Below are 19,615 nucleotides of genomic sequence, written 5' to 3' on the forward strand. Positions count from 1 at the left end.
CTACGTGGGGAATCGCGGCGAGAGATGGTGCACAGGCGGAATTGAGTGGAAGCTTCAAGTGTTGGCCTTGAGGTGACTGAGCTACAGAACGTGCTGCGAGTGGACATCTGGTCGGACATCGCCTGCCCTTGGTGCTATGTCGGGAAGGCCCGGTTCGACAAGGCCGTGGCGGAGCTGGAGGGGAAGGTCGCCGTCGAGGTGCGGCACCGGTCCTTCGAGCTGGACCCGGACCGCGAACCCGGGGACGTGGACGCCGTCGTGCCGATGATCGCGAAGAAGTACGGGATCAGCCCCGCGCAGGCCCAGGCGAACGAGTACAAGCTCGGGGACCTGGCGAAGCTGGAGGGGCTGGAGTACCGGACCGAAGGCCGCGATCACGGCAACACCTTCGATCTGCATCGAGTGCTGCACCTTGCCTCCGAGCGGGGCCTTGAGGCTCCCGTGTGGAAGGCGTTCTACGCCGCGAACTTCGCCGACGAGGCGTCGATCTTCCAGCGCGACAGGGTCATCGAGGTGGCCGTCGGCGCCGGGCTCGCCGAGGCCGACGTGGTCGCCGTGCTCGACGACCCCGAGCGGTACCGCGAGGCAGTGCGCGCCGACGAGGCCGAGGCCGCCGCGCTCGGGGCCACCGGGGTGCCGTTCTTCGTGATCGACGAGAAGTACGGCGTGTCCGGCGCGCAGCCGACCGCGCTGTTCGCGGAAGTCCTCGAAAAAGCCTGGGACGAAAGGCAGCCCGCAACTTAGGGGGCGGAACTGGCGAAACCTTCACGATTCGGCGCGCCCCGGCATATCCTGAGGCGAATTCCGACAACGAGGAGGCGGTAGCCATGCCCATGGATCGCGAGACGCAGCTCAAGCTGGTGAACCTGCGGGACGACGCCGGCGTGCTCTCGCTCTACGTCAATGCCGACCCCCGGCAGGAAGGCACGACCCCGCCCTGGAAGACCCGGCTCGACCAGGGCCTCAAGCAGCTCCGCGAAGCCGTCGGCAACGGCACCGGCTCCATGCTCGGCCGCCGCGTCGACGACCTCAAGATCGACATCGAAGCGCTCGTCCACCCCGGCTCGCCCGGGATCGGACGGGCGCTCTTCGTCGCCCTCGGCACCGGCGAGACCTACAGCGTCGCATTGCAGACGCCCCTGACCGACCGCGTCGCCCTCGCCCCCAGGTCCCACATCGCCCCGATGTTCGGCGCGTGGGCCGAGGGCTCGCCCGTCGGCGTCGCCGTCGTGGACGGCAAGGGGATGCGCCTGCTCGACAGCCGCTTCGGCGTCTGCGAGGAGGTCTCCGGGCTCTCCTTCGAGCTCGCCACCGAGGACTGGCGCGTCATGAAGGGCCCCGGCGGGCGCGGGCGCGACTTCCACAGCACGTCCACGCAGTACGACCTGTTCGACTTCAGGGTCGCCGAGCACCTCCAGAAGTTCCTGTCCGCCGCGCACGCCACCTTGGAGGAGCACGTCGGCGAGTACGGCTGGGAGCTCCTGGTCGTCACCGGCGAACCCGAGCTCGTGGAGGCCGCCTCCAAGCACCTCCGCAACGGCGTCAAGGCCGAGGTCGTGCCCTCGCAGCTCGTCCTCAGCCAGAAGTCGCCCGCGATGATCCAGCAGGCGATCGCACCCGAGATCGCCGCCGCCAGGCACGCGAGGGACGCGCGGCTCGCCGCCGACTTCGCCGAAGCGCTCCCCAAGGCCGCCATCGGTTCCGAGGAGGTGCTCGACGCGCTGCAAGGCGGGCGCGTCGACCGGCTGCTCATCGAGCGCGACTCCGTGTGGAGCGCCCGCCGCATCCCCGAGGGCGCCGTGCTCGCCGACGCCGTCGCGCCCGGGGAGCCGGAGGTCGCCACGGCCGTCGCCGAGGCGCAGCTCGGCGAGGCGATGATCGAGATGGCGCTGGCGTCCGACGCCCGCGTGTCGATCCTCGGCGAAGGCGTCGACCTGGGGAAGGACGCCGGGGGAGTCGGGGCGTTCCTCCGCTGGTGAAGGCCCCTTGAGTCGATAGTTAGGTTATGCTAACCTATCCTCGGCAGTTCGAACTAGGGCCGCGAGTCTCTCACCTCTCGCGGCCCTAACTGCGTTCCAGGGCCCGGAATCCGTTGCGCCCGACCATCTCCTGCGTCACACTGCGGCGTGCCCCCTTCCCTTCCGCGGGAATTCCGCATACATTGAATTCATCAAGTGATGAATTTCCAGCCGCGGCCCACCCCCGAGGAGACCGTCATGAACGAGCAGCAGACCGAAGTCATCGTCGTCGGCGCGGGCCCCACCGGGCTCCTCCTCGCGGGCGACCTCGCCGCAGCGGGCGTCAAGGTCACCGTCCTGGAGAAGCGCGGCGCCGAGATCTCGAACCTCTCCCGCGCCTTCGCCGTCCACGCCCGCACCCTCGAAGTCCTCGACGCCCGCGGCCTCGCCGACGACCTCTTCGCCCTCGGCGGCCGCAAGCTCGGCGAGCTGTTCCTCTTCGGCCGCGCCAAGGTCAAGCTCAGCGGCCTCGACTCCCGCTTCCCGTACGTGCTCATGACCCCGCAGTACAACGTGGAGCGCGTCCTGCGCGAACGCGCCGCCGCGGCCGGGGCCGAGTTCCGCTTCGGCTGCAAGGTCACCGGCATCGACCAGGAGGAAGGCCGCGCCACCGTCCGCACCGACCAGGGCGACTTCACCGCCGCCTACGTCGTCGGCACCGACGGCGTCCGCTCCGCCGTCCGCCAGGCCGTGGGCATCGACTTCCCCGGCGAGGCCGTGCTCCGCTCGATGATGCTCGCCGACGTCGAACTCGACGAGCCGCCCGCCGACAGCCCCGCCGTCAGCGGCGCGAACGGCGCGTTCTGCTTCCTCGCCGACTTCGGCGACGGCCTGTGGCGCGTCATCGGCTGGAACGCCGCCGACCAGCAGGACGACGACGCGCCCGTCTCCTCCGACGAGATCCGCACCGCCCTCAAGCTCGCGTTCGGCACCGACTTCGGCATGCACGAACCGAAGTGGTCCTCGCGCTTCCACTCCGACGAGCGCCAGGCCACCGCCTACCGCGCCGGGAACGTGTTCCTCGCGGGCGACGCCGCCCACTGCCACTCGCCCGCCGGGGGCATGGGCATGAACACCGGCATCCAGGACGCCGCGAACCTGTCCTGGAAGCTCGCCGCAGTCCTGCGCGGCGCCGACCCGGCACTGCTCGACACCTACGCGGCCGAGCGCCACCCCGTCGGCGAGGCCGTCCTGCGCGCCAGCGGCCGCATCATCCGCGTGGCCGCCAACAAGTCCCGCGTCGTCGGAGCCGTGCGCGGCGCCGTCCTCGGGACCGCCCTGAAGCTCGACCCGGTGCAGCACAAGATCACCGGCCTCATCAGCGGCATCGACGTCCACTACCCCCACGCCCACGGCGAGCACCGCCTCACCGGCGCCCGCGCCGCCGACCTCGCGCTGGCCGACGGCACGCGCCTCTACGAGGTCCTGCGCGCCGGGCGGTTCGCGGTCCTCGACAGCGCCGCGGACGGCGCGCTCGCCACCGCTGCGCCCGACGGCACGGCCCGCGTCGTGCGCCCCGACGGCTACATCGGCTGGGCCGGGCCCGACGACCCCGCCGCCATCGCGGCCTACCTGGAGTCGCACGCCGGGAAGCGCTGACCCAGACCTCGCCTCACCAGGAAACCCGGACGGGGGGGGGGCCCCCGCCCCCCCCCCCCCGCCGCTGTCGTATGCACTCCGCTGTCGTACCCCGCAGGCACCCTTGATTCGGGGGCGCCTCGGATGTCCGATTCGCGAAGAATCGCCGTTCACATTCACCGCTGCTCACATTCGCCTGCGGCGCAGCCTTGTCGCACCCCTCGGGCACTGTTGAACCGGGGGCGCCTCGCGGCGTCCGATTTGCCCGGAACCGCCGTTCGCGTTCGGGCGTTCGCCTACTTGACCTGCAACTCGGCGACGATCGTCGAGTAGTGGGAGCGGATGCGGTCGTCGGTCGGGTCGTCCTCCGGCGTCCAGTGGATCGCCATGCGCTCGTACAGCGTGTCGCGCTGCGCCGGAATCCGGTCGGCGGAGCGGATGAGGCCGATGAGCTCCGAGAGGCGCGACTGGTGGCGGGCACCGGCCGAGGAGATCACGTTCTCCTCCAGCATGATCGAGCCGAGGTCGTCCACGCCGAGGTGGAGGCTGAGCTGCCCCGACGCCTTCCCGGTCGTCAGCCACGACGACTGGAGGTGCTTCACGTTGTGGAAGAACAGCCGCGCCGTCGCCAACAGGCGCAGGTACTCCAGGGTCGTCGCCTGGGTGCGGCCCTTGAGGTGGTTGTTCTCCGGCTGGTACGTCCACGGGATGAACGAGCGGAAGCCGCCCGTGCGGTCCTGCACGTCGCGGATCATCCGCAGGTGCTCGATGCGCTCGGCCGCGGTCTCGCCGGTGCCCATCATCATCGTCGCGGTCGATTCGAGGCCCTGCCCGTGCGCGGCCTCCATGATCTCCAGCCAGCGCTCGCCCGACTCCTTGAGCGGCGCGAGCGCGGTCCGCGGCCGGGCCGGGAGCATCTCGGCGCCAGCGCCGGCGATCGAGTCGAGCCCGGCGGCCTTGATGCGGCGGATCGACTCGTCGATCTCGACGCCGGAGACCTTCGACATGTGCGCGATCTCGGAGGGCCCGATCGAGTGGATCATCAGCTGCGGGTACTCGCGCTTGACGGAGGAGAACAGCTCCTCGTAGTACTCGACGCCGAAGTCCGGGTGGTGCCCGCCCTGGAGCATGACCTGCGTGGCGCCGAGGCCCACGGCCTCGCCGCAGCGGCGCAGGACCTCCTCCATGGGGTGGGCCCAGCCCTCGTCGTGCTTGGGGGCGCGGTAGAAGGCGCAGAACTTGCACGCGGTGACGCACACGTTCGTGTAGTTGATGTTGCGGTCGATGATGTAGGTGACGATGTTGTCGCCGACGACGCGCCGCCGGGCCGTGTCGGCGGCCTCGGCGAGGGGGTGGAAGGGCGCTTCGGTGTAGAGCAGCAGGGCTTCCTCGGCGCTGATGGCGCCGCCGTCGGCGGCGCGGGCGAGGATGTCGTCGATCTCGGCCATGCACGAAGCGTATCCGCCGTGGGGCCCTCCGGGACAGTGCGCCCGAGCGGATTGACTCGTGGGTTACCCCGCCGGTGCCGCCGGGCCGTGCCCCTAGACCGTGTACAGCTCGGTGTGGATCTCGCCGGTCCCGGCCGCTTCGAGGACCTCCTTGACGCCGAGGACCATCTCGTAGGGGCCGCACAGGAACCACTCGTCGACCTCGCGGGCGTCGACGACGGTGCCGAGGACCTCGCGGAGGCGTTCGGGCGTGAGGCGGCCGGTGAGGAGCGGCGTGGGGCCGTCGGTGCGGGTGCGCACGTGGTGGAGGCGCAGGCGGTCGCCGTGGACGCGTTCGAGTTCGCGCAGTTCGGGCGCGAACATGGTGGTGTCCTCGGTGCGGTTGGAGTACAGGAGGGTCACGGTGGCGCCGGATTCGAGGGCGGCGGTGGCGATCGCGATGATCGGGGTGATCCCGGACCCGGCGACGACGGAGCCGTAGTGGCGCTCGGGCCGGATGTCGGTGCAGAAGTTCCCGAGCGGCGGGAGCACTTCGAGGACGTCGCCGGGCAGGAGGCTCCGGTTCGCGTACCCGGAGAAGGAGCCCTTGGGGATCGAGCGGATGCCCAGGCGCAGGGTGCCTTGTGCGGCGAGTTCGCGCGGGGTGGAGGCGAGGGAGTAGGAGCGGCGGACCTCGGCGCCGTCGGGTTCGACGCGCTGGAACGTGAGGTGCTGGCCGGGCTTGAAGTCGAACGCGGGCCGCAGGTGCTCGGGGACGGCGAGCGTGACCTCCACGGCGTCGTCGGTGAGGGCCCGGACGGCGCTGACGGTGAGCTTGTGCCACGCGGGGCGGTTCTTGCGGGGCTGCTTCAGCTCGATGGCCACGGGGCGGTCCTCTCGTCGCGCGGGGTGTCGGTCGGGTGCGGTCGCGCAGTTGCTGCGCTCGCGCAGATGTCTCTGCCGGTCAGACGTCGTCGTCGTGCAGCGATTGCTGTCGTGCAGATGTCGCCGTCGTTCAGATATCGCTCTCGAAGAATTCGGGCCCTTCGGGCGAAAGGTCCTTCACTTCCGTGTAACGGGCGGCGCGGGAGGCGAATTCCCGCAGGCCCGCGAGGTGCCGCTCACTGAGGCCGAACTGGAGGCGGTCGAAGTACTCGGCGAGCGCGGCGGGAGCGAAGGGCTCCCAGCGGGCGGCGGAGGCGACGACCGCGTCGATCTCGGCGCGGCTGAGGCGCACGGAGTCGCGGAACGCGAGGTGGACGTCCTTGACGAGCCCGGGGTGGGCCTCGGCGTAGTCGCGGCGCACGGCCCACACGGCGAAGACCATGGGCAGGCCGGTCCAGTCCTTCCACTCGGCGGCGAGGTCGAGGACGTGGGTGCCCTGCGGGTCGTGGTGGACGCGGAGGGCCTCGTCGCCGATGAGGACGGCCGCGTCGGCGCCGTCGAGCGCGGAGTCCACGTCGGGCGCGGTGACCCGGTAGGCGGGCTTGCGGCCGTAGCGGTCCTCCAGGAGCATCTTGCCGAGGAGGACGCCGGTGCGCGAGAACGACGCGAGCGAGACGCGCGGCTCGGCGGGCAGGTCGGCGAGCGGGACCTTCGAGACGAGGTTGACGCTGAGGACCGGGCCGTCGGCGGCGACCGCGGGGTCGGGGATGAGCAGCAGGTCGTCGGAGTGCTTGAGGTACTCGACGAGGGTGATCGGGCCGATGTCGAGGTCGCCTTCGACGAGGAGGCGGCTCAGCTCGTCGGGCGCGTCGCGCCGCAGTTCGAATTCGAGCAGCGCGCCCGTGCGGGCCAGTCCCCAGTAGATGGGCATGCAGTTGAGGAAGGCGATGTGGCCGACCCTCGGGCGTCGCGCATTGTTCACGGTTCCGACCGTATCCCCCCTCGGAGTCCTAGGACGGTCCCGAGAGGGCGGCGGCGTCGCCGGCGTCACCAACGCTTCAGCGTTCGTCGATGTCCGCGAGGTCCTTCCCGCCGTCCGATCCGGCGTGCTCGGCGTCGGTGACGAGCGCGACGAGCCGGTCGAGGACGTCCTCGTCGTCGCCGGTCAGGACGATCTCGTCGCCGGGGCGCACGTCGAGGACGAGCACCTGGAGGATCGACTTCGCGTCGTGGGCCCCGTCTTCGCCGGTCTTCGCGATGGTCACCTCGCCGGGCGACGAGGCCGCGGTCTCCACGAACACCGTGGCGGGCCGCGCCTGGATCCCGACCTCTGTGCTCACTTTCACACGGCGCTCGGCCATGCTGCTCCCCTCCCCCGGTTCGGCGGCGCCCGGACCTGGTGGTCGCCGCCGCGGGGCCGCCGCGGCGGCCCTCCAGCAACAGCATGGACCGGGCGCGGGGACGGCGGGCGCGTTTTCGGGCTATTGCAGCGGGAAGCGGGACAGAGCGGTCAGCCCTCGGGCTCGCCGTCCTCGGGCTTGGCGCCGTAGACGGTGGGCCGCGGGAGCGGGATGTGGTCGGGCAGCTCGGCGCGGTCGAGGTGGTTCTGGACGCGGGCGCGGCCGCGCCGGTAGCCCTCGTCCTCGGCGGGCGGCCAGGACGCGGGGGGCAGCTTGTGCGCGCCGGTCTTGGTGGTCGGCTCCTCGAAGAGGCTGATGTCGGGCGCGTTCACGATCTTCTTGCGCGAGGACTCGGCCTCGGTCGGCGGGCCCTCCTCGGGGGCCTCTGACGGGGGCGTGTCGGCCTCCACCGGGGCCTCGGGGGCCGCGGCGGGCGTGGGCGCGGGGAGCGGCTCCTCGTACGGGGCGGCGTCGGAGAACGGGCTGTCGTCGGCGTACAGGTACGACGGCGGCGGCGTGGGCTCCGGGCGCGGCACCGGCTCGGGGTCCGGGACGGGGCCGGGCTCGGGGCGCTGCGGCGGCGTCGGCTCGGGGTGCGGGACCGGTTCCGGCGCGGGGACCGGGGTCGGCTCCGGCGGGAGCGGGTCGGGCACCGGCGGGGTGGGGAGGGGCTGCGGCGGCGTCGGCTCCGGGAACGGCTCGGGGGCCGGGTCCGCGGCGACCGGGTCGGCGGTGCGCTCGTTGACGGTGACCCCGGATTCGAGGTCCGTGGATGCCTTCGCGACGGCCTCGTTCATCACGGCGTCGCTGAACGCCTTGGCGCCCAGGCCGATCACCGGCTCGGGGACGTCCTCGACGGGGACGCCCGCGAGGTCGGCGGCGGCACCGGCGGTCTCGACCAGGTCGGCGCCGGGGCTCGGGGCCTCCACCACCGCGGCGACCGCGAGGGCCTCCTCCAGCTCCGGTTCGACGACCGACTCGGGGTCGTCGCCGAGGCCGGGCGCGTCCGCCGGGGCGGGCGGCAGGGACTCGCCGGGGACCTCGTCGCCGAGGCCCGCCAGCGCGGACTCGTCGTCCTCGCTGAGCTCGGCGTCGTCGTCGGGCTCCTCGGGGTCGGGGAGGGTGTCCCAGGCGCCGTCCTCGTCGTCGTCCTCCGCGAGCGGCGCGGGGGCCGGCGGTGCGGCGGGCGGCGCCGGTGCGGGCTCGGGAGCGGGCGCGCTGAACGCGGCGCTGTCGGCGGCCGGGGTGCTGAAGGGAGTCTCCGCGGCCGGGGTGCTGAACGCCGGGGCGCTGAACGACACCGCCGGTTCGGCGGGTTCGGCGCCAGGGACGGTGAAGCCGGGGGCGTACACGGCGCCGGGGCTGCTCTCGGAGGAGGGCACGCTGAACCCGGGCGGGGCGGCTTCGGGGACGGCGGGCGCGGTCGGGCCCGGGTCGGCGAAGGGCGCTTCGAGGGGCGGCGGGGTGCGGCGCAGGATCTGGGTGCCGTCAGGAGCCGGGGCCGGGAGCTCCGGCGCGGGCGGGGCTCCGGGCGGCGCGAACATGCCGGAGTCGGCGGACGGCAGGCTGAAGCCGCTGCTCGCGGGCGGCGCGTAGGGCGGGCCGGTGACCGGGGAGGACGCCGAGGGCGGCTCGGTGAACGTCGGGTTCGCGGCCGGCGGCGGGAAGGCCGGGGGCGGCGGGGAGACCGGCGGGACCGTCGAGGGCGCGGCGGCGACGGGCGGCAGCGACTGCGAGGACTGGTACGGCGGCGGGGCCGACTGGTAGGGCTGGCCGGGCGACTGCGGCGGCTGGTAGGGCGGGTACTGGCCCTGCTGCGGGGGCGGCGGGTAGGCGGGGACCTGCGCGGCGCCGTACGCGGGCGGCGGGGGGACCGGTGCGGAGCCGTACTGCGGGACTGCTGCTTGCGGAACCGCGGCCTGGCCCTGCGGGGGCATGGGCGGCGGAACGGCGGCCGAGCCTTGGGCGGGCGGCGGGGCCCACTGCTGCTGCGGGGCGCCGTACGGCTGGTTCGGGGGCGGGACGGCCGCGTAGCCCTGGTTCAGGGGCGGTTCGGGCTGAGGAGGGTGGGCGGTCGGCTGGTAGGCGCCGGGCGGCGCGTACTGGGGCTCGGGCGGGGGCGCGTAGCCCTGGGGGTCGCCGGGCGGGGCGTACTGGGGTACCGCGGCCGCGCCGTACGCCTGGGGCGCACCGGGAGGCGCACCCGGGGGCGCGTAGTTGGGCGCGCCGTACCCGGCGGGCGGCGGGTAGTTCGACTCCGCGGCGAAGCCGCCCATCGGGGGCGGCAGGGGGGCGCCGCACTGGGGGCAGCGGCGCTGCCCGGACGTGAGCCGCTGGCCGCAGGAGCTACAGCTGTTTCCGTCCACGGAAGCCTCCTCGGGGCTGGAGCGTCGTCAATCGGGCACCTCGGTGACCATCGTGCCATCAACCGGTCGCGTCGCGTGCACGCCTTCCCACTACCCGGGGACGCCCCTCAGGCCGCGGTCCCGCGCAGGAGCACCCCGGCGACCGTGTCGGCCAGCGTCGGCGTCGGCGATTCGCCTTCGTCCTCGGTGGGCGTCTGCGGGTCGTCGGTGGGGCTCGGCGAGGGCGACTCGGACGGCGACTCGCTGTCGGTCGGCTCGGGGTCGGGGCTCGGCGAGTCGGTCTCGCTGGGCGTCGGCCGCGGCGTGCTCGAAGTCGGGTCGTCGTCCGGGGAGCTGGGCTCGCCGGGCGTCTGGGTGGGGTTCTCGGCGTCGGGGTCGGTCTGGATCGCGTCGACCACCCGGTGGGCGCCCGCGAAGTTGGTGAACCAGATCGAGGAGATCTTCACGACGTCGCCGGTGCGCGGGGCCTGGATCATCTTGCCGTCGCCGAGGTACATGCCGGTGTGGTAGACGGACTGCCAGTTGCCGGGGTCGTCCCACCAGTAGAGGAGGTCGCCGGGGAGGAGCTTCTCGACGTCCACGGGCTTGTCGCGGGTCGCGTTGTACTGGTCGGCGGCGACGCGCGGGAGGCTCACGCCCGCATAGGCGTACGCGGACTGGACGAGCCCGGAGCAGTCGAAGGAGTCGGGTCCTTCGGCGCCCCACACGTACGGGTCGCCGAGCTGCGCGAGCGCGTACTCGACGGCCTTCTTCGCCTCGGGGGCGGCGTCCCAGCCGTCGACTTCGGACGAGAAGTCGTCGGAGTACTGGGCGGCGGCGGCCTCGTGTTCGCGTTCGAGCTGCTCCAGGGCCTCGCGGTTCTGCTCCACGAGCAGGTCGAGGGCGGCCTGGGCGGTGTCGAACTCGGTGTCGAGGGCGAGGTAGCGGGTCTCGGCGCGGTCGGCGGAGAGGACGGCGGCGTCGTAGGCGGCGCGGGCGACCTGCTCGGCGGTGGCGGCGTCGTCAAGGTCGGCGGACAGCGCGGGCAGGTCCCACTCGCCGCCGATGGGCGCGAGCCCGGACAGGTCGGGGAGCTCGGCCGCGGGGACGCCCGCGGTGTCGGCGTACGCCTCGCCCGCGGCGTAGTCGAGGGCGTCCTGCGCGGCGGCGAGCTCGCCGGTCGTCGCGGTCCACTCGGTCTGGGCGGCGGCGAGGCGGGTCTCTCGGGCGGTCCACTCGTCCTGCGCGGCGGTGGTCTCCTCGGCGAGCTGCGCGAGGTCGATCGAGGCGGCGGTGACCTGGTCGCCCAGGGGGCCGTCGGCGGTCTCGGGGTTGGTGACGGGGGTATCGTCGCCCGCCCCGCCGAGGGGCCGCGAGCCGTCGTCGGGGACCGTCACGCCGGGTTCGGCGAACGCGGGCAGCGCCCCGCCGAAGACGACGGCCGCCGCACTGGCGGCGGCGATCATGCGGGCACCGAACCGTGAAACGCGCATGTGAGGTGTCCTTCTGTGGGGGAAGCCACGGATACTGTACCGAAGACACGCAAGTCTCGCGTCCACGGTTGCCCCCGGACCCCGATCGTGTTGCCCGCCACTCGATCTCGGACCACTCCGGCGAAACCGCCCGAATCGGCCCCGCACCCGTGTCACACCCTCCGGGTAGATTTGAAATGGGGGTCCCCGGGTGTCCGATATGCCGGGACCCTCCGTTCGCGTTCCGGCGCCGCCCCGCCGCGTCCCCCACCGCAACCGCGCCGCGCCCACGGCCTCACAAGCGAATCGTGCCCGGAAGCCGCTGCGTGGCGGCGGCGCTACGCTGGCACCGAACGCGACAACGTTGGGAGCGCCATGGACGACACCGCCAGGTTCAAGGCCGGGATCGAGGAGAAGCTCGCCGCGGGCGAGCGGCTGAGTTTCGAGGACGGCGTCGGGCTGTACGAGGTCGACGACCTCGCGTGGCTCGGGCGCCTCGCGCACGGGGTCCGCACCGCCAAGAACGGCGACCGGACCATGTTCAACGTCAACCGCCACCTCAACCTCACCAACGTGTGCTCCGCGTCCTGCGCGTACTGCTCGTTCCAGCGCAAGCCCGGCGAGACCGACGCGTACACGATGCGCGTCGAGCAGGCGGTGGCCCTCGCCGAGCAGATGAAGGGCGACGCCCCCACCGAGCTGCACATCGTCAACGGCCTCCACCCGACCCTCCCGTGGCGCTACTACCCGCGGGTCCTCAAGGCGCTCAAGGAGACCCTCCCCGAGGTGAACCTGAAGGCGTTCACCGCCACCGAGGTCCAGTGGTTCGAGAAGATCTCCGGCCTGGGCGCGAGCGAGATCCTCGACGAGCTCATCGAGGCGGGCCTGGAGTCGCTCACCGGCGGCGGGGCCGAGATCTTCGACTGGGAGATCCGCCAGCACATCGTCGACCACGCCTGCCACTGGGAGGACTGGTCGCGCATCCACCGCCTCGCCCACGAGAAGGGCCTGCGCACCCCCGCGACCATGCTGTACGGCCACATCGAGGAGCCCCGCCACCGCGTCGACCACGTGCTGCGCCTGCGCGAGCTCCAGGACGAGACCGGCGGCTTCGCCGTGTTCATCCCCCTGCGCTACCAGCACGACTTCCACGACTCCAAGGACGGGAAGATCCGCAACAAGCTCCAGGCGCGCACCACGATGGCGAGCCCGGCCGAGTCGCTCAAGGTCTTCGCCGTCTCGCGGCTCCTGCTCGACAACTTCGACCACGTCAAGTGCTTCTGGGTCATGCACGGCCTCGACGTCGCGCAGCTGTCGCTGTCGTTCGGCGCCGACGACCTCGACGGCTCGGTCGTGGAGTACAAGATCACCCACGACGCCGACGAGTACGGCACGCCCGACAAGATGACCCGCGACGACCTCCTGGAGCTCATCCGCGACGCCGGGTTCCAGCCCGTCGAGCGCAACACCCGCTACGACGTGGTGCGCGAGTACGAAGGGCCCCAGACGATCGCGGAGCGCCGGGCCGAACCGCAGTCCGTGAAGTTCTAGTGGCGCGGGCGTTCTAGTGGTGCAGCCGAAACCGCAGGAGCCCAAGGCGGCCGCGACGCTCGGCCAGCTGGTGGGGACCGCGCTCGCGTACTTCGTGATGGGCGCGGTCGTCCTCGCCGTCATCGACCTGCTGTTCGTGTTCCCCAGCGGGCGGCCGTTCGGCGAGACCTCCGGGTGGATCGCCGCGCTGCCGACCGTGTGGGCGTACACCGAGCAGTTCCGGCGCTACGGCGGCGCGGCCCGCTGGGGCGTCATGCTCGTCGGCGTCGTCCTCGGCCTCGGCGCCGGGCTCGCCGTCGGGGTGCTGCTGCCCCCGACGTGGCCGCCGATGCTCGCCGGCGGCCTCGCCGGACTCACCGCAGCACTCGTCTACGCGCCCCTGTGGTACGCAGGGGCCCGCACCTTCGGAGAGGAGCGGCCCGCATGAACCCGGTCGCCAAGTTCTACCTCGCACGGGTGGCGCTCGTCGCCGTCGTCGCGATCCCCTTGATGTTCTTCATCAACGCGCTGCTCGCGGTCGCCGCGGGCCTGCTCGTGTCGATGGTCCTCGGGTTCGTGCTGCTGAAGAAGCAGCGCGAGGCCATGATCGACCACATCGACGCGGGCGTGAAGCGCCGCCGCGAGGAGAAGGAGCGGCTCCGCGCCGAACTCGCCGGCGAGTAAGGGACTCGGGGCGCCTTATGGGGTGAGGGACTCACCTCATGAGGCGCCTTCGTCGTCCTTACAAGGCTTTCCGGGTCCTTACGCGTCCTTCATCAGCTCGGAGCAGATCTGGAGCGTCTCGCCCGCACCGGCCTCCAGGGCCTTCCCGTAGTGCTTGAGCCAGGACCGGACCCCGTCGGGCGTCCCGGTGGACCAGGCGCGCTGCGCGCCCACGTACTCCGGCTGGCGCTCCAGGTGCCCGGCGTCCACGGTGATGAGCAGCTTCGGGTCGAGTCCCTTGCTGGCCAGCGCGAGCCGCGCGGCGGCGCGGGCGACCACGTTGTTGGCCACGGGGAACGGGCGCACCGAGAGGAGCTCGCCGTGGACGACGGCGGCGGCCATCGCGGCGGGGATCTCCTTGGTGGGGTTGGTAACGAGGGCGCAGAGGGCGTTGATGCGCGCGGACCCGGACTCGTCCACCTCGATGCGGCCGGGCTCGAAGTCGACGCCGGCGTCGGGAAGGTCGCGGGTGGCGAGGAGGTGGAGCTTCGCGAGGACGTACCGGGGCGAGACGGGCCAGACGCCCGCGAGGGACGGGAGGGCGTCGGTGACGGCGAGGACCCCGGAGACGACCGGGTCGTCGAAGTCCCCGGCGCGCAGGCGCTCCACGTCGCAGTCGTACCCGTCGAGGGCGAGCGTCGCGGACGCCGAGTGCAGTGCGACCTCGGCCTCGACGAGGGCTTCGCCCGCCTCACCGCCGCGCAGGGCCTCGTGCCAGAGCATACGGTCGACGCCGGCTCGGGCGTTCTCGAGGGCGTCGGCGACCTCGGAGAGTTCGAGGAGAGGCGCGAGAGGATCCACGGGCGGAACCTTACCTTTAGTGCGGAGCACGCAAACGGCGCACCGGGCGGGCTAGAGGGCAGTCACAGAACAGTATCGGACTTCGCGGGTCGACACCGCTCCGACGATACCCGGCGAATCGGCGCGCAAGGGTCCCCGAGGTGAACGAATCCGACCGCTCGGCGGCCGCCGGGCGCCCGCCTGCGGGCCGTTCGGCGCCGGCAGGTCCCAGATGCCGGTGGCGCCTCAGGGGCACGTTCCGTGTCGCCCTGTTCGCGGTAGTGTTACCGGACATAGACCCGCCTCACAGTCGCGCACAGGCGCGTAGATCTGTAAGGAGCCAATACCAGTGGCAGATACCCCGCAAGAGACGCTTGCCAATCTCCTGTCGGAGGACCGGACCTTCCCGCCGTCCCCCGAGTTCACCCAGGCGGCGAACGTCACGGCGGCCGCCTACGACGATGCCGCCGCCGACCGCCTCGCGTTCTGGGAGGCCCAGGCCCGCCGGCTCGACTGGGCGAAGGACTGGGACCGGGTCCTCGACTGGGACGACCCGCCGTTCGCGAAGTGGTTCACCGGCGGCGAGCTGAACGTCTCCGCCAACTGCCTGGACCGGCACGTGGCGAACGGCCTGGGCGACCGGGTCGCGATCCACTTCGAGGGCGAGCCGGGCGACACGCGCGCCGTCACGTACGCGGAGCTGCTCGACGAGGTCAAGCGGGCCGCGAACGCGCTCACCGATCTCGGTGTGGGCGCGGGCGACCGGGTCGTCATCTACATGCCGATGATCCCCGAGGCCGCGGTGGCGATGCTCGCGTGCGCGCGCATCGGCGCCCCGCACTCAGTGGTGTTCGGCGGGTTCAGCGCGAACGCGCTGTCGAGCCGCATCGACGACGCGGGCGCGAAGCTCGTGATCTGCGCCGACGGCGGGTTCCGCAAGGGGAAGGCGTTCGCGCTCAAGCCCACCGTGGACGAGGCGCTGGAGTCGTGCCCGTCGGTGGAGCAGGTCCTCGTGGTCACCCGCACCGGGCAGGACGTGGCGTGGAGCGAGCGCGACGTCAAGTGGGAGGACGCCGTCGGCGGGGCCTCGAATGAGCATGAGGCGCAGCCGTTCGACGCGGAGCACCCGCTGTTCATCCTGTACACGTCGGGGACGACGGGGAAGCCGAAGGGCATCCTGCACACCTCGGGCGGGTACCTGACGCAGGCGTCGTTCACGCACCACGCGGTGTTCGACCTGAAGCCGGAGACGGACGTGTACTGGTGCACCGCCGACATCGGCTGGGTCACCGGGCACTCGTACATCGTCTACGGGCCCATGTCGAACGGCGCCACGCAGGTCATGTACGAGGGCACCCCGGACACGCCGCACACCGGCCGGTTCTGGGAGATCGTCCAGAAGTACGGGGTGACGATCCTGTACACGGCGCCGACGGCGATCCGCACGTTCATGAAGTGGGGCGACGACATCCCCGCGCAGTTCGACCTGTCGAGCCTGCGGGTCCTCGGGTCGGTCGGCGAGCCGATCAACCCCGAGGCGTGGGTCTGGTACCGCGAGCACATCGGCGGCGGGAAGACTCCTGTCGTGGACACGTGGTGGCAGACCGAGACCGGCGCGATCATGGTGTCGCCGCTGCCGGGCGTGACGTCCACGAAGCCGGGTTCGGCGCAGCGGCCGCTCCCGGGGATCAGCGTCGACGTCGTGGACGAGCAGGGCGAGTCGGTGCCGGACGGCGGCGGCGGGTTCCTGGTGATCCGCGAGCCGTGGCCGTCGATGCTCCGCACGATCTGGGGCGACGACCAGCGGTTCCTCGACACGTACTGGGCGCACTTCGACGGCATGTACTTCGCCGGGGACGGCGCGAAGAAGGACGACGACGGGGACCTGTGGCTCCTCGGCCGCGTCGACGACATCATGCTGGTCAGCGGGCACAACATCTCCACCACCGAGGTGGAGTCGGCGCTCGTCAGCCACGCCACGGTCGCCGAGGCGGCGGTCGTGGGGGCGTCGGACCCGGTGACGGGCCAGGGCATCGTCGCGTTCGTGATCCTGCGCGGGCAGTCCGAGTCGAGCCCCGAGCACCTCGCGGAGCTGCGCGCGCACGTCGCGAAGACGCTGGGCGCCATCGCGAAGCCGCGCCAGGTCATCATCGTGGCCGAGCTGCCGAAGACCCGCTCGGGCAAGATCATGCGGCGGCTCCTGCGCGACATCGCCGAGGACCGCGAGATCGGCGACGTGACGACCCTCGCCGACAACACCGTCATGAGCCGCATCAAGACGGGCCTGCAAGGCGGCAAAGAGGACTAGGCGCTCCGGGCCGTGGTCCCGTTCCGGGAGGGGACGGGACCACGGCCCGGGCCACGCCCGCGCCCGGCGGCCCGCCGTGACCCTTCCGTCACCTCGTACGCTGTCCGCGTGACCCGCAAGACCTTCGCCGACAGCGCCGCCCTGAAGCAGGGCCCCTGGACCCACCGGCAAGTCGACGCCAACGGCTCGCGCTTCCACGTGGCCGAGGCCGGAGAAGGCCCGCTCATCCTGCTCCTGCACGGCTTCCCGGAGTTCTGGTGGGCGTGGCGCCACCAGATGCCCGCGCTCGCCGACGCGGGCTTCCGCGTCGTCGCCGCCGACCTGCGCGGCTACGGCGCCTCCGACAAGCCCCCGAAGGGGTACGACGCGTACACGATGGCCGCGGACGTCGTGGGGCTCGTGCGGGCCCTCGGCGAGCGGGAGGCGACGGTGGTCGGGCACGACCTCGGCGGCATCCTCGCGTTCGCGGCGGCCGCGTTCCACCCCAGGCAGTTCAAGTCCCTGGTGGTCCTCGGCGCGGCGCACCCGCTGCGCCAGCGGGCGGCGCTCGCGGTGGACCCGAAGGGGCAACTGTCGGCGTCCAGGCACCTGTTCGCGTTCCAGATGCCCCGCTACGAGCACAAGCTGACCGCTTGGGACGCACGCAAAGTGGCGGACCTGATGTACGCGTGGTCGGGGCCGGGCTGGCGCGGGACGCGGGACTTCCAGGAGTACGTGCGGGCGTGCAGGGACGTCATCCAGATCCCGCAGGCCGCGTTCTGCGCGCTGGAGGCGTTCCGGTGGCCGTTCCGCACGTCGGTGGGGCTGGCGGGGCGGCGGTTCGTGAAGCTGCTCCAGCGGCCGACGCCGGTCCCGGTGCTCCAGCTGCACGGCGCGCTCGACACGTGCGTGCTGCCGCGGACGGCGCAGGGCTCGGGGCGGTACGTGCACGGGCGGTACGAGTGGAAGCTCCTCGACGGGGTGGGGCACTTCCCGCAGCAGGAGGCGCCGGAGACGGTGACGAAGGAGATCATCCGGTGGGCGTCGTGAGCGGCGGCCGCTCGGACGCCTTGAGCGATCTTCACTGATCCGGGTGAGCCCCGGTCACAATACGGTCAACAATTAGCCGCTCGGCTAGTTCGTGCGGCAGGATTGGGCGGCAAGCTGCTGTCCAATCCGAAGGCGGGTCCATGTCCCATGCCGCGTTCGCGCTCACAGGCGCGACGATCGTCCCCATCACGTCGGCTCCGATCGAGCAGGGCGTCATCCTCGTCGAGGACGGCCGCATCAGCGCCGTCGGCGGCCCCGGCCTCGCGATCCCCGCGGGCACCGAGGTGATCGACGCGGCCGGCAAGTGGATCGTCCCGGGCCTCATCGACGCCCACACCCACCTCGGCGTCCACGAGACCGGCGAGGGCTGGGCGGGCGACGACACGAACGAGATGACCGACCCGAACACCGCGCACGTGCGGGCCCTCGACGGCATCAACCCGTCCGAGCCCGGCTTCGCCGACGCGCTCACCGGCGGCGTGCTCACCGCGTGCATCAACCCCGGCTCCGGCAACGTCATCGGCGGCGAGTGCGTCGTCGTCAAGACCGCCGGCGGCCGCCGCGTCGACGACCTCGTGGTCCGCTCCCCCGCCGGGATCAAGTCGGCGCTCGGCGAGAACCCGAAGCGCGTCTACGGCGAGAAGGGCCAGACCCCCAAGACCCGCATGGGCACCGCGGGCGTGCTCCGGTCGGCGTTCATCGCCGCCGAGAAGCACCGCGCCGCCGAGGACCCCGACCGGGACCTGAAGCTGGAGAACCTCGTCAAGGTCCTCGACCGCGAGATCCCCTGGCGCCAGCACTGCCACCGCGCCGACGACATCGCCACGGCGATCCGCGTCGCCGACGAGTTCGGGTACGACCTGGTCCTGGACCACGGGACCGAGGCGCACCTGCTTGCCGACGTCATCGCCGACAAGGGCATCCCGGTCCTGTTCGGGCCGCTGCTGACCGCGCGCGCGAAGGTCGAGACCGCGAAGCGGTTCCCCTCGAACGCCGTGAAGATGGCCGAGGCGGGCGTCAAGCTCGTCATCATGACCGACCACCCGGTGGTGCCGATCCAGTACCTGATCGTGCAGGTCATGGAGTGCGTCAAGGCCGGTCTGGACCGCGAGACCGCGCTGCGGTCCGTGACGATCAACCCCGCCGAGGTCCTCGGCGTGTCCGACCGGCTCGGCTCCCTTGAGGCGGGCAAGGACGCCGACTTCTGCGTGTGGTCGGGCGACCCGCTCGACTACTACTCGACCGTGGAGCGCGCGTACATCGACGGCGTGCAGGTCAACTGAGGCAACGGGAAGGGCCCGGAAGGCGATGCCTTCCGGGCCCTTGCCGTGTTCGCTGTAGAGGCGCCCCGCGTTGCCGCCTAGGCGGCGCGGCGGACGTCGGCGCGCGACGGGAGCGCCGCGAACTCGCCGCGGACGCGCAGGTCGCGGGCGATGAACCCGTGCCGTGCGGCGGCGAAGCCGCCGACGATGCGGTCGAGGAGGGTGGGACGGTCCTCGACCACGGGCGCGTCGGGCAGGGCCGACATGGCCTCGGTCTTCATCATCGGGATGGCGAGAATCGCGTAGTGGTCCATGGTGGTTCCTTCCGGGCGGTGATGCAGATTCGCGTGCCGCGCCGGTGCGGCGTAAGGCCCGACCGGATCGCGGTCCCCCGGGGCCTCGCCGACTACTCTGCCCGTCCGGTGTCACCGGCTCATTACGCCCCAGGAAACCCTCGGGCAAGCCTCGTGAACACCGAGGTGCCGATCATGCCGCCGGTCACACCCGACCGCCCCCGAACCCGCCGCCCGGCGACTCCCGTCCGGGGGCAGAGAAAAAGGCGCGGGCCAACCGCCCGCACCGTCCAAGATGGTGGGCCCCCTCGGACTCGAACCGAGAACCTATGGCTTGAAATATTGCCTGCTACCTGTGGATACAGCACACTAGCGGTCGCCTTATCCACATACCATCCAAGGGCGCCACTCGCCTGGACCGTCCGGCTCGTTCATCTTCGCCGGCCCGTCCGGTGTGGGTAAGACCGAGTTGGCGAAGGCGCTCGCGGAGTTCCTGTTCGGCTCCGAGGACTCGCTCATCCAGCTCGACATGTCCGAGTTCCACGACCGGTACACGGTGTCGCGC

17 protein-coding genes and 1 pseudogene are annotated in these 19,615 nt (G+C 72.1%); 10 read left to right on the forward strand and 8 right to left on the reverse strand.

Annotated features, from left to right (window positions below; genetic code table 11):
• Positions 1-93 precede the first annotated feature (93 nt).
• The 3 genes from AB0A65_RS22130 (at position 94) to AB0A65_RS22140 (ending at position 3,617) form a co-directional block, all read left to right on the forward strand.
• Positions 94-744, forward strand: a complete 651-nt coding sequence (locus AB0A65_RS22130) for a DsbA family oxidoreductase (protein WP_359953947.1) — start codon at positions 94-96, stop codon at positions 742-744.
• An 83-nt stretch (positions 745-827) separates the two neighbouring features.
• On the forward strand, positions 828-1,979 hold the full coding sequence (locus AB0A65_RS22135) for a VLRF1 family aeRF1-type release factor (RefSeq protein WP_359953898.1): 1,152 nt from the start codon (positions 828-830) through the stop codon (positions 1,977-1,979).
• A 198-nt stretch (positions 1,980-2,177) separates the two neighbouring features.
• Complete coding sequence (locus AB0A65_RS22140) at positions 2,178-3,617, forward strand: FAD-dependent oxidoreductase (protein WP_359953949.1); 1,440 nt, start codon at positions 2,178-2,180, stop codon at positions 3,615-3,617.
• A gap of 275 nt (positions 3,618-3,892) precedes the next feature.
• Here AB0A65_RS22140 and mqnC read toward each other — a convergent pair whose 3' ends face one another.
• The 6 genes from mqnC to AB0A65_RS22170 all read right to left on the reverse strand — a co-directional run bounded on the left by mqnC (position 3,893) and on the right by AB0A65_RS22170 (position 11,146).
• On the reverse strand, positions 3,893-5,044 hold the full coding sequence (mqnC, locus tag AB0A65_RS22145; RefSeq protein ID WP_359953900.1) for a cyclic dehypoxanthinyl futalosine synthase: 1,152 nt from the start codon (positions 5,042-5,044) through the stop codon (positions 3,893-3,895).
• 93 nt (positions 5,045-5,137) lie between these two features.
• Positions 5,138-5,908, reverse strand: coding sequence for an FAD-binding oxidoreductase (locus tag AB0A65_RS22150; RefSeq protein WP_359953902.1), 771 nt, complete (start codon positions 5,906-5,908; stop codon positions 5,138-5,140).
• A gap of 130 nt (positions 5,909-6,038) precedes the next feature.
• The gene (locus AB0A65_RS22155) at positions 6,039-6,890 is read right to left on the reverse strand and encodes a menaquinone biosynthesis protein (RefSeq protein ID WP_359953904.1); all 852 of its coding nucleotides are present in this window, start codon (positions 6,888-6,890) and stop codon (positions 6,039-6,041) included.
• Between the two features lie 76 nt (positions 6,891-6,966).
• A complete protein-coding gene (locus tag AB0A65_RS22160; protein WP_359953906.1) occupies positions 6,967-7,269 on the reverse strand; it encodes an HPr family phosphocarrier protein in 303 nt (100 codons plus the stop codon).
• A 149-nt stretch (positions 7,270-7,418) separates the two neighbouring features.
• Positions 7,419-9,674 (reverse strand): hypothetical protein, encoded by a 2,256-nt coding sequence (locus AB0A65_RS22165; RefSeq protein ID WP_359953908.1) that lies wholly within the window; start codon positions 9,672-9,674, stop codon positions 7,419-7,421.
• 107 nt (positions 9,675-9,781) lie between these two features.
• On the reverse strand, positions 9,782-11,146 hold the full coding sequence (locus tag AB0A65_RS22170; RefSeq protein WP_359953910.1) for an NlpC/P60 family protein: 1,365 nt from the start codon (positions 11,144-11,146) through the stop codon (positions 9,782-9,784).
• A gap of 354 nt (positions 11,147-11,500) precedes the next feature.
• On the opposite strand from AB0A65_RS22170, the gene mqnE reads away from it, so the two are divergent.
• From mqnE to AB0A65_RS22185, 3 genes are read left to right on the forward strand one after another with little or no spacing between them, the layout of a single operon-like run.
• Complete coding sequence (mqnE, locus tag AB0A65_RS22175) at positions 11,501-12,676, forward strand: aminofutalosine synthase MqnE (RefSeq protein WP_359953912.1); 1,176 nt, start codon at positions 11,501-11,503, stop codon at positions 12,674-12,676.
• A gap of 16 nt (positions 12,677-12,692) precedes the next feature.
• Complete coding sequence (locus AB0A65_RS22180; RefSeq protein ID WP_359953914.1) at positions 12,693-13,103, forward strand: hypothetical protein; 411 nt, start codon at positions 12,693-12,695, stop codon at positions 13,101-13,103.
• Complete coding sequence (locus AB0A65_RS22185) at positions 13,100-13,339, forward strand: DUF4229 domain-containing protein (protein WP_359953916.1); 240 nt, start codon at positions 13,100-13,102, stop codon at positions 13,337-13,339. The genes AB0A65_RS22180 and AB0A65_RS22185 overlap by 4 nt, the downstream gene beginning before the upstream one ends.
• A gap of 78 nt (positions 13,340-13,417) precedes the next feature.
• On the opposite strand, the gene AB0A65_RS22190 is transcribed toward AB0A65_RS22185, so the two are convergent.
• Positions 13,418-14,179, reverse strand: a complete 762-nt coding sequence (locus tag AB0A65_RS22190; RefSeq protein WP_359953918.1) for an oxidoreductase — start codon at positions 14,177-14,179, stop codon at positions 13,418-13,420.
• A gap of 328 nt (positions 14,180-14,507) precedes the next feature.
• On the opposite strand from AB0A65_RS22190, the gene acs reads away from it, so the two are divergent.
• From acs to AB0A65_RS22205, 3 genes are all read left to right on the forward strand, one after another.
• The gene (gene acs / locus AB0A65_RS22195; protein WP_359953920.1) at positions 14,508-16,466 is read left to right on the forward strand and encodes an acetate--CoA ligase; all 1,959 of its coding nucleotides are present in this window, start codon (positions 14,508-14,510) and stop codon (positions 16,464-16,466) included.
• A 108-nt stretch (positions 16,467-16,574) separates the two neighbouring features.
• Positions 16,575-17,495 carry an alpha/beta hydrolase gene (locus AB0A65_RS22200; protein WP_106364114.1) on the forward strand — a complete coding sequence of 307 codons (921 nt, stop codon included), beginning with the start codon at positions 16,575-16,577 and terminating at the stop codon, positions 17,493-17,495.
• A 140-nt stretch (positions 17,496-17,635) separates the two neighbouring features.
• Positions 17,636-18,778, forward strand: a complete 1,143-nt coding sequence (locus AB0A65_RS22205; protein ID WP_359953922.1) for an amidohydrolase — start codon at positions 17,636-17,638, stop codon at positions 18,776-18,778.
• Positions 18,779-18,855: 77 nt separating this feature from the next.
• Here AB0A65_RS22205 and AB0A65_RS22210 read toward each other — a convergent pair whose 3' ends face one another.
• Positions 18,856-19,071: a hypothetical protein gene (locus AB0A65_RS22210; protein ID WP_359953924.1), complete on the reverse strand. Its 216-nt coding sequence runs from the start codon at positions 19,069-19,071 to the stop codon at positions 18,856-18,858.
• Between the two features lie 397 nt (positions 19,072-19,468).
• On the opposite strand from AB0A65_RS22210, the pseudogene AB0A65_RS22215 reads away from it, so the two are divergent.
• Positions 19,469-19,615 (forward strand): annotated as a pseudogene (locus tag AB0A65_RS22215) (AAA family ATPase); the annotation flags it as partial.

The organism is Glycomyces sp. NPDC047010 (genome assembly GCF_040644205.1).
Taxonomy (GTDB): domain Bacteria; phylum Actinomycetota; class Actinomycetes; order Mycobacteriales; family Micromonosporaceae; genus Glycomyces.